At 73.9% G+C, this 15,950-nt stretch carries 13 protein-coding genes, 1 tRNA gene and 1 riboswitch; of the genes, 2 read left to right on the top strand and 12 right to left on the bottom strand.

Annotated elements, in window-relative coordinates; genetic code table 11:
• Positions 1–248 precede the first annotated feature (248 nt).
• The 8 genes from ACYVPE_RS19260 to ACYVPE_RS19225 all read right to left on the bottom strand — a co-directional run bounded on the left by ACYVPE_RS19260 (position 249) and on the right by ACYVPE_RS19225 (position 8,990).
• On the bottom strand, positions 249–1,220 hold the full coding sequence (locus tag ACYVPE_RS19260) for a Ppx/GppA phosphatase family protein (protein ID WP_461034878.1): 972 nt from the start codon (positions 1,218–1,220) through the stop codon (positions 249–251).
• Entirely contained in the window at positions 1,217–1,768 is a 552-nt protein-coding gene (locus ACYVPE_RS19255) for a DUF501 domain-containing protein (RefSeq protein WP_461034877.1), read from the bottom strand. The genes ACYVPE_RS19260 and ACYVPE_RS19255 overlap by 4 nt, the downstream gene beginning before the upstream one ends.
• Before the next feature lie 59 nt (positions 1,769–1,827).
• On the bottom strand, positions 1,828–2,340 hold the full coding sequence (locus tag ACYVPE_RS19250) for an FtsB family cell division protein (RefSeq protein ID WP_461034876.1): 513 nt from the start codon (positions 2,338–2,340) through the stop codon (positions 1,828–1,830).
• Between the two features lie 107 nt (positions 2,341–2,447).
• Entirely contained in the window at positions 2,448–3,728 is a 1,281-nt protein-coding gene (eno, locus tag ACYVPE_RS19245) for a phosphopyruvate hydratase (RefSeq protein WP_461034875.1), read from the bottom strand.
• Positions 3,729–3,985: 257 nt separating this feature from the next.
• Complete coding sequence (locus tag ACYVPE_RS19240) at positions 3,986–4,705, bottom strand: transglycosylase family protein (RefSeq protein ID WP_461034874.1); 720 nt, start codon at positions 4,703–4,705, stop codon at positions 3,986–3,988.
• Positions 4,706–4,708: 3 nt separating this feature from the next.
• Positions 4,709–4,843: riboswitch (cyclic di-AMP (ydaO/yuaA leader) on the bottom strand.
• Between the two features lie 328 nt (positions 4,844–5,171).
• Positions 5,172–6,083: a transglycosylase family protein gene (locus ACYVPE_RS19235; RefSeq protein ID WP_461034873.1), complete on the bottom strand. Its 912-nt coding sequence runs from the start codon at positions 6,081–6,083 to the stop codon at positions 5,172–5,174.
• 218 nt (positions 6,084–6,301) lie between these two features.
• On the bottom strand, positions 6,302–7,588 hold the full coding sequence (locus ACYVPE_RS19230; RefSeq protein WP_461034872.1) for a cytochrome P450 family protein: 1,287 nt from the start codon (positions 7,586–7,588) through the stop codon (positions 6,302–6,304).
• A 19-nt stretch (positions 7,589–7,607) separates the two neighbouring features.
• The gene (locus tag ACYVPE_RS19225; protein ID WP_461034871.1) at positions 7,608–8,990 is read right to left on the bottom strand and encodes a sensor histidine kinase; all 1,383 of its coding nucleotides are present in this window, start codon (positions 8,988–8,990) and stop codon (positions 7,608–7,610) included.
• A 154-nt stretch (positions 8,991–9,144) separates the two neighbouring features.
• On the opposite strand from ACYVPE_RS19225, the gene ACYVPE_RS19220 reads away from it, so the two are divergent.
• Together ACYVPE_RS19220 and ACYVPE_RS19215 are read left to right on the top strand one after the other, a co-directional pair.
• Positions 9,145–9,990 (top strand): hypothetical protein, encoded by an 846-nt coding sequence (locus tag ACYVPE_RS19220; RefSeq protein WP_461034870.1) that lies wholly within the window; start codon positions 9,145–9,147, stop codon positions 9,988–9,990.
• Between the two features lie 25 nt (positions 9,991–10,015).
• Positions 10,016–10,087, top strand: a tRNA-Gln gene (locus tag ACYVPE_RS19215).
• Positions 10,088–10,108: 21 nt separating this feature from the next.
• On the opposite strand, the gene ACYVPE_RS19210 is transcribed toward ACYVPE_RS19215, so the two are convergent.
• The 4 genes from ACYVPE_RS19210 to ACYVPE_RS19195 all read right to left on the bottom strand — a co-directional run.
• Positions 10,109–11,374, bottom strand: coding sequence for a serine/threonine-protein kinase (locus ACYVPE_RS19210; protein WP_461034869.1), 1,266 nt, complete (start codon positions 11,372–11,374; stop codon positions 10,109–10,111).
• Positions 11,371–11,955, bottom strand: coding sequence for a hypothetical protein (locus tag ACYVPE_RS19205; RefSeq protein ID WP_461034868.1), 585 nt, complete (start codon positions 11,953–11,955; stop codon positions 11,371–11,373). Before ACYVPE_RS19205 ends, ACYVPE_RS19210 begins: the two co-directional genes overlap by 4 nt.
• Positions 11,956–12,044: 89 nt before the next feature.
• The gene (locus ACYVPE_RS19200) at positions 12,045–13,904 is read right to left on the bottom strand and encodes an N-6 DNA methylase (RefSeq protein ID WP_461034867.1); all 1,860 of its coding nucleotides are present in this window, start codon (positions 13,902–13,904) and stop codon (positions 12,045–12,047) included.
• A 1,483-nt stretch (positions 13,905–15,387) separates the two neighbouring features.
• Positions 15,388–15,950, bottom strand: a 563-nt coding sequence (locus ACYVPE_RS19195) for a carboxyl transferase domain-containing protein (RefSeq protein WP_461034866.1), incomplete at its 5' end; no start/stop codon positions are given.

Genomic DNA, 15,950 nt, shown 5'->3' with positions numbered 1-15,950 from the left:
TTGCCGCCCGCCGGCCCCCGCCCCGACGGCGAAGCCGCTCCTCAGCGGCCCTTTCGACCGCCAGGCGACCGCCAGGCGACCGCCAGGCGACCGCCAGGCGGCGCCGTCGGACGCCGATCGCGGCCGGCCGCCGATGGCCCATCGCCGGGGCGCGAACCGGCGGTTGGCGGACAATCCGGCCCCGAACGCCCCCAGCGGGGTGGATTCGGGGCCGATCCCCATGTGAAAAACTTCACGAGCCGAGAACGTCAGGAGGCTTCCGGCCGGCGCCCTTCCAGGGCGTGCCAGACGATGCCGTCCAGGATGTCGTGCTCGCTGACCAGCACTTCCCGGGCCCCGGTCCGCTCCATGACCTTGAGCAGCACCAACGCCCCGGCGCCGATCACGTCGACCCGGCCCGGGTGCATCACCGGGATCGCGGCCCGCTCCGCGTGGCTGGCGGCGAGCAGCCGCTCCGTGATCTCCCGCACCCGCTCCACCGGGATCCGCGCGTGGTGGATGGCGGCCGAGTCGTAGCCCGGCAGGCCGAGGGCGATCGCGGCCACCGTGGTGACCGAGCCGGCGAGCCCCACCAGGGTGTGGGTCTCGGTCAACGGCACCCGCTCGGCGGCCAGTTCGAGCGCGGCGTCGATGTCGGCCGCGATGGCGTCGACCAGCTCGGGCCCCGGAGGATCGACGATCCCGCCCTCGCGCAGCAGGTGCCGCTCGGTCAGCCGCACGCAGCCGATGTCCACGCTGCGGGCGGCCCGCACCGCCTCGTCGCCGAGCACGAACTCGGTGGAGCCGCCGCCGATGTCCACTACCAGGTAGGGCGGGGTGAGCCCGGGCAGACCGGTCAGCTCCCGGGTGGCGCCGGTGAACGACAGCGCGGCCTCCACGTCCCCGGTGACCACTTCGGGGGCGACGCCCAGGATCTTCTCGACGCCGCCGGTGAATTCGTCCCGGTTGGCGGCGTCCCTGGTGGCCGAGGTGGCGACGAACCGCACCCGGTCGGGCGTGATGCCGTGCGCCTCGATCGCGGCCGCGTACTCGCGGCAGGCCGCGAAGGTGCGCTCCAGCGCGTCGGCGGCGAGCCGCCTGGTGCGGTCCACGCCCTGGCCGAGCCGGACGATCTCCATCCGCCGGTCGAGGTCGGTGAGCCGGCCGGTCGCCGGGTCGGCGTCGGCGATCAGCAGCCGGATGGAGTTGGTGCCACAGTCGATGGCGGCGGCCGTCGTCATGGCGCCTCCTCCCTCTCGAAGACCGTCTGGGACGTCGGCTCGGCCGGCCTGGCCACGCAGGGCCCCTTCCGCCACCACTCGGGCAGCATGGAAAGGGCCTCGTCCCCCAGCGGGTTCACCCCGGGGCCGGCCGTCAGCGCGTGCGCGACCAGCACGTGCAGGCACTTGACCCGGTCCGGCATGCCGCCGGCGCTCGGGAAGCCGGGCAGCACCTCGATGGCGTCCCGGCGCGCCAGGTAGTCCTGGTGCGCGGCCCGGTAGGCGGCGGCCAGCTCCGGGTCCTCCGCCAGCCGGGCCGTCATCTCCTTCATCACGCCGTCGGCCTCCAGGGTGCCGATGGCGGAGGCGGCGCGCGGGCACGTCAGGTAGTAGGTGGTGGGGAACGGCGTGCCGTCCGGCAGCCGGGGCGCGGTCTCCACCACGTCGGGGTTGCCGCACGGGCAGCGGTGCGCCACGGCGCGCAGCCCGCGCGGCGGACGGCCGAGCTGTGCCTGGACGGTGGCGGCGTCGGTCGGGGTCGGGGGCGTGGTCGGGGGCGTGGGGTCCATGCTGGTCGCTGTCGCCTCGTCGGCTCGTAAGGGCGGGTCGCGGCGGGGCGGAGGGGAACTCAGCGGTCCCGGCCCACCGCGTCGGCGCGGTCGACGCCGTCCCACAGATTCTCGTACCAGGGCCGGACGGCCGGCGTCGCACCCCGGGGGCGCGGGCGGTCGCCGTCGGTCGCGGCGCCGTCGGCCGAGGGGTCGGCCGGCAGCACGTAGCCGGTCTCGCCGGGCAGCAGGTACCGCAGCCGCTCACGCGCCTGCCGCCGCACATAGGCGTCGTCCTGCCATCTGGCCTTCTCGTCCCGCAGCTCCTCGACCCGGCGCTCGGCCTCCTCGGCCAGCCGGCGCTGGTCGTCGATCTCGGAGCGCTGCTGGACGTACTGGCGCAGCGGATACGCCAGCGCGACGATCAGCGTGCAGACCACCAGGGCGAGCACCGCGGCCCGCCCGGTGAGCCGGCCACGGCGCGGCTTGGCCTCGAGACGGCGGCTCTGCGCACGGTAGACGCGCTCCGCCGCCTGTTCGCCGAGCAACCTGAGCCTGGTGGCGGTGGAGAACCGGTCCCGGTCCGCGGCCACGTCGCCTCCCTCTTCGGCCTGCCGTTGCGGCCCCGCGGGGCCGAGTAAGCGTGTCCCCGCCACCGTAAGGGACGGATGGCGGGGACGGGTGTACGACGAACGGCGGGTCAGTCGCGGAAGCGCGGGAAGGCGCTGCGGCCGGCGTAGACGGCGGCGTCGTCCAGGATCTCCTCGATCCGCATCAACTGGTTGTACTTGGCGACCCGCTCGGACCTGGCCGGGGCGCCGGTCTTGATCTGGCCGCAGTTGGTGGCGACGGCCAGGTCCGCGATGGTGACGTCCTCGGTCTCGCCGCTGCGGTGGGACATCATGCACTTGAAGCCGTTGCGCTGGGCCAGCTCGACGGCGTCCAGGGTCTCGGTGAGGGAGCCGATCTGGTTGACCTTCACCAGCAGCGCGTTGGCCGCGGCGGAGTCGATGCCGCGCTGCAGCCGCTCGGGGTTGGTGACGAACAGGTCGTCGCCGACGATCTGCACCTTGTCGCCGAGGGCGGCGGTCAGGGTCCCCCAGCCCTCCCAGTCCTCCTCGCTCAGCGGGTCCTCGATGGACACCAGCGGGTAGTCGCGCACCAGCTCGGTGTAGTACGCGGTCAGCTCCTCGGCGGTGTGCGCCTTGCCCTCCAGCGTGTAGACGCCGTCCGAGTAGAGCTCGGTGGCGGCCACGTCGAGCGCCAGCGCGATGTCCTGGCCCGGGGTGTAGCCGGCCTTCTGGATGGCCTCGACGATCAGGTCGAGCGCCTCGCGGTTGGACTCCAGGTTCGGCGCGAAGCCGCCCTCGTCGCCCAGGCCGGTGCCCAGGCCGCGCTCCTTCAGGACCTTCTTGAGGGTGTGGTACGTCTCGGCGCCCCAGCGGACCGCCTCGGAGAACGACTCGGCGCCGATCGGCGCGATCATGAACTCCTGGATGTCCACGTTGGAGTCGGCGTGCGCGCCGCCGTTGAGGATGTTCATCATCGGCACCGGCAGCAGGTGCGCGTTCGGGCCGCCGAGGTAGCGGAAGAGCGGCAGGTCGCGGGACTCGGACGCGGCGTGCGCGACGGCCAGCGAGACGCCGAGGATGGCGTTGGCGCCGAGCGACGACTTGTCGGCGGTGGCGTCCAGGTCGAACATGGCCTGGTCGATCAGCCGCTGCTCGGTGGCGTCGTAGCCGACCAGCTCGGGGCCGATCTGCTCGATGACGGCGAGCACGGCCTTCTCCACGCCCTTGCCGAGGTAGCGGCTCTGGTCCCCGTCCCGCAGCTCAAGGGCCTCGAAGGCGCCGGTGGAGGCGCCGGAGGGCACCGCCGCGCGGCCGGTGCTGCCGTCGTCGAGGCCGACCTCGACCTCGACCGTGGGGTTGCCTCGCGAGTCGAGGATCTCGCGCGCTACGACGACATCGATGGACGGCACGGGGGGTCTCCTTCGGTCAAAGGATCGTCTTTACGTCTTCAGCTGTCTTCAGCCCCCTGAGCCTAACCGGCTCGTGGTGCGGGACCGTCCTCCAGCCCGCCACAGTCTCCCCACATCGGCATGAACGCGCAGCTCAGAGGGGATGGCATCTTTTTGTTTACAAGGTGAAGAAAATCCCCGCGCGACCCCGGAACGAGACGGGCCCCGGCACGCGCGACGCGCGTGCCGGGGCCCGTGCCCTGAGCGGTCGGCAGCCGTTACAGGGTGAGCTTCTGGCCCGGGAGGATCAGGTCGGGGTCGTCGCCGATGACGGACCCGTTGTCGCCGAAGATCTCGCGCCAGGTGGTGTCGTGCGCCTCGGCGATGGCCCAGAGGGTGTCGCCGGCCTTGACGGTGTAGCTGGAGCCGTCACCCTCGACCTCGACCTCGGCGGAGAGCGGAGCGCCCTCCTCAACGACTGGGGCTTCGACGGCCGGGGCCTCGGGAGCCGGCTGCTCCTCGGGCGCGGCGGGGGCCTCGGGAGCGGGGGCCTCGGGGGCCGGGGCGACCTCTTCGGCGCCCGAGCCCGAGGCGTTCGGGTCGACGGAGGGCGACTCGCCGCCGGCGGAGAGGCCGGCCTGGGCGCCGCAGACGGGCCAGGCGCCGGGGCCCTGCATGGAGAGCAGCACCTCGGCGGCGGCGATCTGCTGGTCCTTGGTGGCGAGGTCGGCGCGCTCGGCGTACTGGGTGCCGCCGGCGGCCGCCCAGCTGGACGCGGAGAACTGGAGGCCACCGTAGTAGCCGTTGCCGGTGTTGATGGCCCAGTCGCCGCCGGACTCGCACTGGGCGACGGCGTCCCAGGTGTCGACGGAGGCGGCGCTCGCGCCGGTGGCGGAGAGCATCGGGATGGCGACGGCGGCGCCGGTGACGCCGGCCGCGGTGGCTATGCGGGTCGGCCGGGACGGACGACGGTGACGACCATTGCCCCTGAACAGCATGAGGTTCCTTCTCACCGACGCCTACGAGGTGAGCTGTCGGGTTCGGGCGTGGTGAGTTGCCCGGCCTCGGGGAGCGCTGGCCCCCCGCGACTTCACCCCGAGTCGGTCCGGCCCGCGAGGGCACGGCGCGACGGCCACGGCCCGGCCACGGTGGCCGCCGGGCGTGGTGGGTCCCCCGCTCCTGCCTGCGGTGGTGCGCGATGGTGGTCCCCCAGGCCGGCGGCAGGATTCGGCGTTACGGCCTCGGTGCCCGACGCGAAAGCCGAGCGGGGGACACTAAACACACCCCGCCTAACGATTCAAGAACGATGAAGATCGCGCGCTCGCGAGCACTTGACAGCGGGAACGCTCAACTCCCGCAGGTCACAAGAGAATCGGGCAGTTCGGGGCAGGCTGACACGCGTGGGGCGAAAGAGACGATGGTCACATCCGATGCCCGGGTGAAGTCACCGTGGGGCGACCCGCCTTAACGGCCGGTGGAGCTCAAGTCGCCCTGCTGGTCGCCGAGAATGTCGCCGACGGTATCGTCGACATTGTCGGTAATGCCCGATTGGCTGGAGCGGTAGAGATCGACCCAACTGCCGGAGATGCCGCCGCTGTCGCCCGGAATGTCCAACAGCGAGGGGCCCTTGGTGCCGGCGCCCGACGAGCCGGCGCCACCGGTCGCCTCCGGAGCCCCGGTCGACTCGGTGGCCTCCGGGGCCTCGGCGCTCCCGGTCGACTCGGTGGCCTCCGGGGCCCGCGGGGTCTGGGTGGCGCCTGAGGACTCGGCCCCGGCCCGCTCCTCGTCGCCTGGCCGGGGCACGTCGAGGTCCCGCAGCCGCTTCAACAGCTCCCTGATCCGGGCCGTGTCGGAGTCGTGCTCCGCCCGCTCGGTCGCCGTGTCGCCCGACGCCCCGCCCTCGCGGGACCCCTCGGCCGACTCACCGGCGCCCGGCCCACCCGACTCGGCGGGGCCGCTCGGGTCGGCCGGGACGGTCGGCGTGGCCGACGCGTCGGGCGTGGCGGTGGCGTCGTCCGACGGCGCGGTCGTCGAGTCCTCGGGGCCGCCGATCTCCTCCTCGGCCTGGGCCTCCTCGGCCTCCTCCGCCCAGTCGATGTCGTCGCCCGGCTCGTCGCGGAACTCCGGCCACAGGCCGGTCAGCACCGCGCAGCCGGGGAACGCCTGCTCGCCGCGGTCCGCGAGCATCCGGCCGGCGACCGTGATCTGCTGGAACCGGCTCGCCAGGTCGGGGCGCATGGCGAACTCGCGGCCGCCGTACCGCTCCCAGTCGTCCAGGGTGAGCTGGAGCCCGCCGTACCGGCCGTTGCCCTGGTTGGCGCTCCACACGCCACCGCTCTCGCACTGCGCGGCGCTGTCCCACGTCTCGTCACTCACGGCGTTGGCTGCCCCGGCGCCCAAGAGCGGCAGGGCTATGCCCGCGCCGGTGACCCCGGCAGCGACGACAAAGGCCGGAGCCTGTCGCGGGCGACGATGACGACCAGTCCCGGAGCGCATCTGAAGGGCCTCCCAAAACGAACATTGATGCGGTTGAGGGGAACCTAGCTCCCCCTGCCACACGATCACAAGTCAATCCCACCAAGATCACGTGTGGATCACATCGCTGACGCTCCGTCACGGCCCACCATCGGCTCGGCGGTGAACGCCACCGGCAGTTCGCGCAGCCCACGCATGATCAGCCCACCCCGCCACCGGAGTTCGACCACGTCCGCCGCCAACCGCAGATCCGGCAGCCTGGACAACAACTCCCCGAGCGCCGCCCGCGCCTCCAGACGCGCCAACGGCGCCCCCAGGCAGTAGTGGATCCCATGGCCGTACCCCAGATGCGGATTCCGCGTCCGCCCCAGGTCGAGCCGGTCCGGCTCGGGAAACCGCGCCGGATCCCGGTCGGCCGCCGCCAACACCACGAGCACCGGATCGCCGCGCTCCACCCGCCGCCCGCCCAACGTCAGCGACTCACTCGCGAACCGCCAGGTCGCCAGCTCCACGGGCCCGTCGTAACGCAGCAACTCCTCGACGGCCACCGCCAACCGCTCCTCGTCCCCGGCCGCCACCCAGGCCCGCATCCTGGCCAGCTCCGCCGGATGCCGCAGCAGCGCGAGCACCCCGTTCCCGATCAGGTTCACCGTCGTCTCGAAGCCGGCGAACAGCAGGATGAACGCCATCGCCGCCGCCTCCTCCTCGGTCAACTGCTCACCGTGGTCCGAGGCCCGGATCAGATCCGAGATCAGGTCGTCGCCGAGATCCCCCCGCTTGCGGTGGATCAACTCCCCCAGATACCCGCGCATCCCCCGCACCGCGCGCCCCACCCCCCCGCGCTTCCCCGAGGTGTGCAGCATCATCCCCGCCCACCGCCGGAAGTCCTCCTGGTCGGCCGCCGGCACCCCCAGCAGATCGCAGATCGCGTAGATCGGCAGCGGGAACGCGAACTCCCCGATCAGATCCGCCGAGCCGCGCCCCGCGAAACCGTCCACCAACCGCCCGGTCAGCTCCCGCACCCGCGGCTCGAACCCCGCCACCCGACGCGGCGTGAACGCCGCCGACACCAACCGCCGCAGCCGCGTGTGGTCCGGCGGATCGATGTTCAACAGGTGCGTCATCACGTTCGCGCCGCGCTCCCCAGGGATCCCCACCCGCCCCTCGGCGTGCTCGGCCGCGCTGTGCCGCCCCGGATTCTTGCTCAGCCTGGGATCCGCCAGCGCCCGCCTGGCGTCCGCGTACCGGGTCACCAGCCACGCCTCGACACCGCTCGGCAGCACCGCCCGGTGCACCGGCGCGTGCTCGCGCAGCCAGGCGTACGCCGGATACGGATCCGCGGCGAACGCCCGATCGAACAGCCCGGGACCGACGGTCTCCGCCGGCCCATCGGGCCCCTCGGACACCTCAGGCCCCGCCGGCACCTCAGGCACCGGCCGCCGCCACCGAACGGGCCGGGATCACCGCCGAGACCCGGAACCCACCGGCCGACGTCGGCCCCGAGACGAACCCGCCACCCAACGCCGTCACCCGCTCCCGCATCCCGAGCAGCCCGTTCCCCCCGCTCGGCAGCCGGGCCCCGTCACCCGCGGCCGCGCCACCCGCCGGCGCCTCGTTCTGCACCAGCACCGCCACCTCGTCCTCCCGGTGCGCCACCCGCACCCGGGCCGCCGCACCGGCCGCGTGCTTGTGCACGTTGGTCAGCGCCTCCTGAACCACCCGGTACGCCGTCGCCTCCACCTGCGCCGGATAGTCCCGCGGCTCGCCCTCGACATCGAGATCCACCGTCATCCCGGCCGCCCGCGACTGGTCCACCAGCACCGCCACCTCGCCGAGCACCGGACCGGGACCCGACTCCTCCCGCGCCCCCCGCTCACCACCGGCCGCCACCGCCAGCTCGGCCAGCCTGGACGACGCCTCGACCGCGCCGTCCGCGGCGGCGGCACCGTTGACCCCCGAGACGCCGTCCGGGCTCCCGGTAGCCGAACCGCTGCGCAGCACGCCGAGCATCGTCCGCAGCTCCGTCAGCGCCTGCCGACCCATGTCCCCGATCAGCCCCGCGTTCCGCTCCGCCTTCTCCGGGTCCTTCACCGCCACCGCCTGCAACGCCGCCGCGTGCACCACCATCAGGCTCACCCGGTGCGCCACCACGTCGTGCATCTCCCGCGCGATCCGCCGCCGCTCCTCGCCCCGCGCCCACTCGGCCCGCTCCTCGGCCCGCTCGGCCAGCAGCGCGAGCTCCCGCTCCAGGCCGAAGGCCCGGTCCCGCAGCGACTCCACCAGCCGCCGCCGCGCCCGCACGTAGAGCCCGAGCAACACCGGCGGCACCGCCGACACCACGCCGAACACGGTGGCCACCAGCGGCGGGAACCAGGCCGGCATCGGCTGCGCGCGCAGGCCGGCGTCCTGGTCCATCAGGAGGTAGAAGACGATGCCGGTGCCGAGGCCCTGCATCGCGGTCAGCACCCCGATGACGCGCCGCGGCGCGTCCGTGGTGGCCAACGTGTAGAGCGCGACCAGCGCCATGGTGGTGCCGGGGCTGGCCGGCAGCATCGAGATGGACACCAGGATCACGGCCACCGGATAGCGGCGCCGCAGCACCACCGAGCCGCCGGCGACCGCCAGCGGCACCACGACGAGCGCCGCCGGCAGCCCGGTCGTGGTGGCGAAGCCGAAGCCGCGCACGATGCACTCCCCCATGGAGATCAGCGCGATCGCCACATCCACCACGACGCTCCGGCGCCGCGTCCACCACCACAGCCGAAACCCCCCGGCCGTGGTGGTACTGCCCGCCCCCGTCTCATTCATAGCGACCAGCCTAAGCGCCGGATCCCGTCGATTCGGGTGGGCGGGCACGCCCGGCCGCACACCGACGATCACATCATCCGAACAAGCACTCGAACTAGTGAATCGATCGAGGTTTCGACCACCCGAGCGGCCCAAGCTGCCGAGACTGCCGACCATGGACCGCCACCCAGAACAGCCACGGGCAGAGCTTCGGGAACACGCCATCGCACTACGCCGAGCCGGCCTGAGCAGACGCGAGATCGGCCAGCGGCTCGACGTCACCAACAACCGGGCCCTCACCGAACTCCTCGTCGGCGAACCACCGCCGGAGTGGACCAGACGCCCGAACGCCAAGGACGACCTCCGCGCCAGGGCCCGGGAACTGCGCGAGGCCGGCCGGACGTACGACGAGATCGTCGCGGAGCTCGGCGTCTCCAAGAGCTCGGTGTCCCTGTGGGTCCGGGACCTGCCCAAGCCAGCCACTCCGCCCGAGCGGCTCCGGCGAATGTCGGAGGCGCGTTGGGAGCCGTACCGGCGGACGCGAGACCTCGCTCGTCGCGGTGTGAAGCTGGCCGCACAGGAGGACATCGGCCATCTCTCGGATCGCGAGCTGTTCCTGGTGGGCGTGGGTCTGTACTGGGCCGAAGGCTCCAAGAGTAAGTCGTACAGCGTCCGCGAGCGTGTCACCTTCGTCAACAGCGACCCCGAGATGATCAAGGTCTACCTCGCTTGGCTGCGGCTCCTCGAGATCACATCAGAACGTCTCCGTTTTCAGCTTCAGATCCACGAAACCGCGGACGACATGGCGGCGATGCGCTTCTGGCAGGAGATCGTCTCCGCGGGCCCCGACCGATTCACCAAGACGACGCTGAAGAGGCACAACCCCAGGACCAACAGGAAGAACATGGGAGAGGGCTATCGAGGCTGCCTCAGCATCCGAGTGCTGGACGGTGCTGATCTCTACTGTCGCATCGAGGGATGGTGGGCTGGCATAGTGTTGGGCACGGGTTCAACGGTCTGACCAAGAGGCCATTCTGCCCGATTTTTCCCCTGTGGTGTAATTGGCAACACATGCGGTTTTGGTCCGTATTTTCCAGGTTCGAGTCCTGGCAGGGGAGCCTTCTGGTCAGATCGGGACCTCAGCGCGGCTGGTGCAACTGCCGCAGGCAGAGCTGCTCGTCGGCGCGGAGTTGCAGGACCACCTGGTCGTAGGGGCCGCGTTCGGCCGTGAACTCGTGGGTCAGGCGTTGGATCTCGGGCAGTGCCCTCGCGTACTGGCCCGTGTCGAGCAGCGTCGCCGCGTACTGCTTCCGCAGGCTCCGCACGATCGTCGAGCTCTCGCCGTACCGGACGGCCGCCAACGGCAGGGTGCGGCTGAGGAGTTCGGCGACCTGGTGGTAACGGCCCAGCGACAGCAGGCGTTTGACCTCGTCGAGTGCCGTGCCCAGGTCGGGGTCGCGGGGGCCGGTGCGCGGGGGCCAGGGGGCCATCGGGTGCCAGAAGGGGCGGGTCGGGTCCATCGGGATGGCCGGTGGGGCGGACGGCCCCGGCTGGGGCAGCAGCGGCGCGAGGACCGTGAAGACGTGGCCGGTGTCGGTCGGCCTGGCGGCCGGGTCCCTGGCGAGCAGTTGGTGGATGAGGGCGGCGAGTTGCGGCGGCGCGTCCGGCCGTAGCCGCTGCACCGGGATCGGTTCCTCGTGCAGCTTCTTGTAGAGCAGCCCGGCCGCGTTGGGCGCGGTGAACGGGGCCTGGCCGGCGAGGAGTTCGTAGCCGATGGCGCCGAGCGCGTACAGGTCGGCCGGGGTTCCGACCGGGTGGTCGCCGACGGCCTGTTCCGGGGCCATGTAGACGGGCGTGCCGACCATGGCGCCGGTACGGGTGAGCCGGGTGTCCTCGCCGTCGCCGCGGACGGCGGCGACGCCGAGGTCGAGGATGGTGGCGCGGCCGTCGTGGCGGATCATGATGTTGCCCGGCTTGAGGTCGCGGTGGACGATCGCGACGGCGTGCACGGCGGCGAGCGCGGAGCAGAGCTGGGCGAGCACGGCGACGGCCCATGGCCAGGGGTAGGGGTCGTGCTCTGCGAGGTGGTCGGCGAGGTCGGAGCCCTCGATGAGCTGCATGACGAGGAAGAGTTCCTCGCCGTCCCGGCCGGCGTCGTGGATGGCCACCAGGCCCGGGTGGTCGACGCGGGCCGTGGCGCGGCACTCGCGGAGGAAGCGGCGGCGCAGTTCGTCGGGGTCGGTGGTGCCGGAGAGCGAGGCGAGGCGTTCGGCGTGCAGCAGTTTGACGGCGACGCGGCGGCCGCCGAGCGCGACGTCGCGGCCCGACCAGACCTCGCCCATGCCGCCCTTGCCGAGGGGTTCGGTGAGTTCGTAGCGTCCGGCGAGGAGTCGGCCGCCGGTCACGGGCGGTCCAGGCCCGGGTCGTCGGAGCGGCGCAGGTACTCGCCGAGTTCGTCGAGTTCGGAGGCGACCTGGCGCATCCGCGGTGAGGTGCTCGGTTCGACGGGCCCCGGGTGCGGCGGGGGCGCGGCGGCCGTCATGGGGTAGCCGGCGGCGGGCTGGGGCGGCGGGTAGCCGTAGCCGGTGGTGGTGGGGTAGGGGGGCGGCCAGTGTCCGGTGGGCCGGTCGGCGCGGGGGAAGCGGTCGGCCTGGACGGCGTGGATGGTGGCGCCGATGAAGTAGGCGAAGCAGTAGAAGCCCACGAAGGCGCTGAGGTTGTCGTCCACGTCGTCGGGGGTGTAGGCGACGAGGATGATCTCGGCGGCCGTGAGCGAGCAGAAGAGGCCGAAGACGGCCCAGTCGATGCTCCGGCGGCGGATCAGGGCGAAGCGGAGCGAGGGCAGCCAGGCGAGCAGTCCGAGCGACAGGGTCGGGATGGTGGCGAAGGCCACGCGCACGGCGATGGCCTTCGCGCCGGGGCCGCCGGAGCCGGCTGGGCCGGCGGGGCGGGGTGGTTCTGGCGACACGGGTGGCGGGCCGTACATCGTCACTCCCCCTCGGCGGCTGCGGCAGGATCATATAACCGGTCCCCCGGCGGCGGTTCGGCTTCGGGGCGGCGGTTCGGTGCGGTGGTTCAGTGTCCTGGCGGCAGGGTGCCCTCGGTGAGCCCGTCGATGGTGCCCTGGGTGAGCCGCCTGCCGAGCTCCCCCGCGCGGTGCAGGGCGGTCTCGAACGCGGCGAGTTCGGCGAAGCGGCGGCCGTAGCGGCGTTGGGTGGCGAGCGGGAGCCTGGGCACCCGGAGGCGGCGGACGTCGACGCGGGTGGCGCTCGACGCGTAGCTGCTGGCCTGTCGGGTGTTGGCGGTGCCGCGCAGGAAGCCGGCGAGGAACCAGGGGTTGAGGGCGTCCGGGTCGGGCCTGAGCAGGCAGGTGTGCCGGTCGGGGGCGATGCCGCCCTCGTTCTCGGCGACGACGCGGGCGGCCCGTTCGCCGTCGAGGAGCGGGACGAGGACGTCGCCTGGGCGGGCGGGTGGCGGCGGGTCGCCGGCGGCGGTGGCGAGGTGGAGTTCGAGGGCGCCGGTGCGGGCGAGTTCGCCGACGGTGACGGTGGACCAGTGGGGTCCTGGCGCGGCCTCGCCGCCGGCCGGGAGTCCTGGCGCGAGGTCCTGGCCGCGGCGCAGGGTGGCGTTGAGCTCGCGGTGCAGGGCGGCGAGGGCGTTGGTGCCGCTGGTCTGGGCGGGCGGCGGCAGGTGGCGGGCGGGTGCGAGGTCGACCTCGTCGTCGAGCAGGTCGATGACGGGCAGCGCGCGGTGGACGCCTGGACGCTCGGGCAGGTCGCCGTGGCGGTCGAAGTCGTGCCAGGCGTCGAGGACGGTATGGCGCAGGGTCGGCCAGTCGAGGCCGACGCGGGCCTGGGCGCGGTGGGCGGTGGCGGTGTCGACGAGCAGCAGGCGGGGGGCCGGGGTGGCGGTCGCGGTGGCGGCCGGCCTGCGGAGGACCCAGAGGTGGAGGGGGAGGCTGTGTGGTGGGGCGGCGCCGGCGGGCAGGGCGATGACGGCGCGCAGCGCGCCGCGGCGCAGCAGGGTGGCGCGGACCCGGCGGCCCGTGCGGCGGGACGCGGCGGCGGGCGGCATCAGGAGCACGCCGGTGCCGCCCGGGCGGAGTTTGGCCAACGCGTGCTGGACCCAGGCGAGTTCGGATTCGGCGCGGGCGGGGAGGCCGTACTCCCAGCGGGGGTCGTAGGTGAGTTCGTCGTGGCCCCAGTTGCGTTCGTTGAACGGTGGGTGGCAGAGCACGGCGTCGACGGAGAGGCGGGGGAAGGCGTCGGCGAGCAGGCTGTCGCCGGCCCTGATGTGGACGGTGGCGGTGCCGCGCAGGGCGAGGCGGAGGCCGCCGAGGCGGGCGAGTGCGTGGTCGGTCTCCTGGCCGTAGAGCTCGACCGGCCAGCTGCCGTCGGCGTGGGCGCGGGCGGCGGCGAGCAGGGTGCAGGGGCCGCAGGCGGGGTCGAGCACGGAGTCCGCGGGGCCCGCGATGGCGGCCATCAGGGCGGCGGTTTCGGGTGGGGTGAGGGTGAGCTGGCGGGCGGCGGCGTCGAGGTGGCGGCCGAGGAGGAACTCGTAGGCGCCGTCGGGGCCGAGTTCGGTGGCGAGGGCGGCGGTGGCCACGGCCTGGTCGCCGGCGCCCGCGGGGGTGGCCGGGGTGGCGTCGCCGTGGGCGAGGAGTTGTTCGCCGGCCCTGGCGACGGCGTCGGCCGGGCCGACGCGGTCGGACTCGACGAGCTGCCAGAGGCGTTCCCTGACCGGGATCTCGGCCAGCTTGCCCTGGTCGCGCAGCCAGTGCTCGACGGCGTCGAGCGGGAAGGTGGGACTGGCCTCGCTGCCGCCGACCGGGCGTGGAAAGTTCTCGTAGCGGCGTCGCCAGTTGCTGACGGCGGCGCGGCCGACGCCGGCCAGTCTGGCGATCCCCGCGGCGGTGACCTCGTTGTTCTCCCCCACCTGACAGCTCCTATCGCTCCCCGGGCGTTCCCCTGACCTTACCCAGGCCGGGCGTCCACATCGAGATTTGCGCGAGGTCGATTGCGATCGTCGATTTGCGTGTTGACTCGATTCACAGCCTATGGTCTGATTGCCTTACCGGCCCACAGGGACCGGTCGGACGTCCGGCACCGTTGAGGGGTTACGGTGCCGGCGTTCGACCGTAACGGGGGCCGAACAGGGGCCGCACGTCCGCTCGGCCGACCAACGGGGGTGCCGAGCGGGCGATCAGCGGCGCGGGGTTCGCGGCGCGGGGTTCGCGGCGCTGGCTCGACCGCCCCGTGCCGATCGGCGACCGCGTCGCCGCTGTCCCGCGGCTCCGCGTTCACGCGGGATCCCGCCGCCAGCCTGTGTACCGAGCACCGGCTGCGGCGTACGGCCTCACCGACATCAGGTGGGATGAGCGCCGCGATCGTGGACGGGCGCGCCGTGGTCGGCCCGGACGGCGACCACCCGCCGTTCACCTTCCGCCCCACGCAGCGCGTCCAGCCGACGCGCCGGACCGCATGCCCGACCCGCCGCCTACCGGCGGGGCCCGCGCGGCGGGCGGGGGCCCGCACCAGCGCCCAAGCCCACACGTCGCAAGTAGCCGAACCCCACGATCCACGCCAGCAGACCACCCAGCGGGACGCCGGACCCGCGCAGCGGGGCCGGACCGCCCCCGCACAGCGGGGACAACGTGCCGCCGCCTACCGGCGGGGCCCCCACGCGGCCCGCGTGTGCACCAGCCGGTCGGCGCCCTGCGGAGGTCCGCCCTGCGTCGCGGGGCCATGCTCCACGCCCGTGGGCCTGCCCGCGCAGCGGGCGGGGGCCCGCACCAGCGCCCACGCCCACACGTCGCAAGTAGCCAAGCCCCGCCATCCACGCCAGCAGACCACCCAGCGGGACGCCGGACCCGCACAGCGGGGACAACGTGCCGCCGCCTACCGGCGGGGCCAGCCGCGCCCGACCACTCGTCGGCGGTCGCATCCGCGTACCGCCCGCGCCCGCGGACCACCCGACGGGACCCGAGCGGATGCTCCGCCCTCCCGGCGGCCTGGGCCCGCTCGCCCGGGGGCCGCACCCCCGCGCAGCGGGCCAGCCGCGCCGGGCCGTTCGCCGGTGGTCGCGCCCGCACGCCGCGTCAGCGGAACCCCGGCGGCACGCCGGACCCGCACTCCGGCCCCCTGGTGGGCCTGGCCCCACGCGCAGCAGGCAGGACGCCCCGCGCAGCGGCGCGCTCCGCGTCAGCGCAACCCCGCAGCCGACCTGCGGCCCGCGCTCCGCACCATCCGCCCCTCGGTGGGCGTGGGCCCGCTCGCCCGGGGGACGCGCCCCCGCGCGGCTGCGCACTCCGCGCGAGCGGACCGCCCGGCGGGACGCCGAGCCCGCACCCCCGCCCCTGGCGGGCATCGGCTCCGCGCCCCGCGCGCTCCGCAGACGACGGTGGGGGCCCCTCGGCCGGTCAGGCCGGTCGTACGATGCCGCGGACCACGCCCAGTTCGACCAGGTCCTGGGGGCGAAGGCGGAGTTCGTCCGCGGTGGTCTCGGCGGCGCCCGGCGGGCGTTTGAGGATGGCGGCCGCGGCCTCGGGGTTGATGACGGCGAAGTAGCTGTCGGGGGTGGCCCAGGTGTTGCCCGGCGCGGCCAGCGCCAACGCGCCGCCCGAGCCGCCCTCGCCGATCAGCAGCGAGGTGACCGGCACCGGCGAGGTGGCCACGGCCGCGAACAGGTCGGCGATGGCCGGCCCGGCGCCGGCCCGTTCGGCCGCCGCGTCGTTGGCGGCGCCCGGCGTGTCGACGAGGGTCAGCACCGGGTGGCCGAGCCGGCCGGCGAGCCGGATCAGCCGGGCCGCGGTGCGGTAGCCGGCGGGCGTCGTCCGGGTGCCGAGCTGGGCCGCGTAGCCGACGGTGCGGCCCGCGCGCCGCCCGAAGCCGGCGAGCAGCCCTTCGTCCACGCCGCCGCAGCGGTCGCCGCTGATCGGCTCCCGGCTCTCGAAGTACGCGTCCAGGTAGGCCGTCGCGCGCG

This window comes from Streptomyces mayteni, from assembly GCF_054783955.1.
Note: the sequence above shows the minus strand (reverse complement) of the source record. Positions and strands in the feature narration are given on the sequence as shown.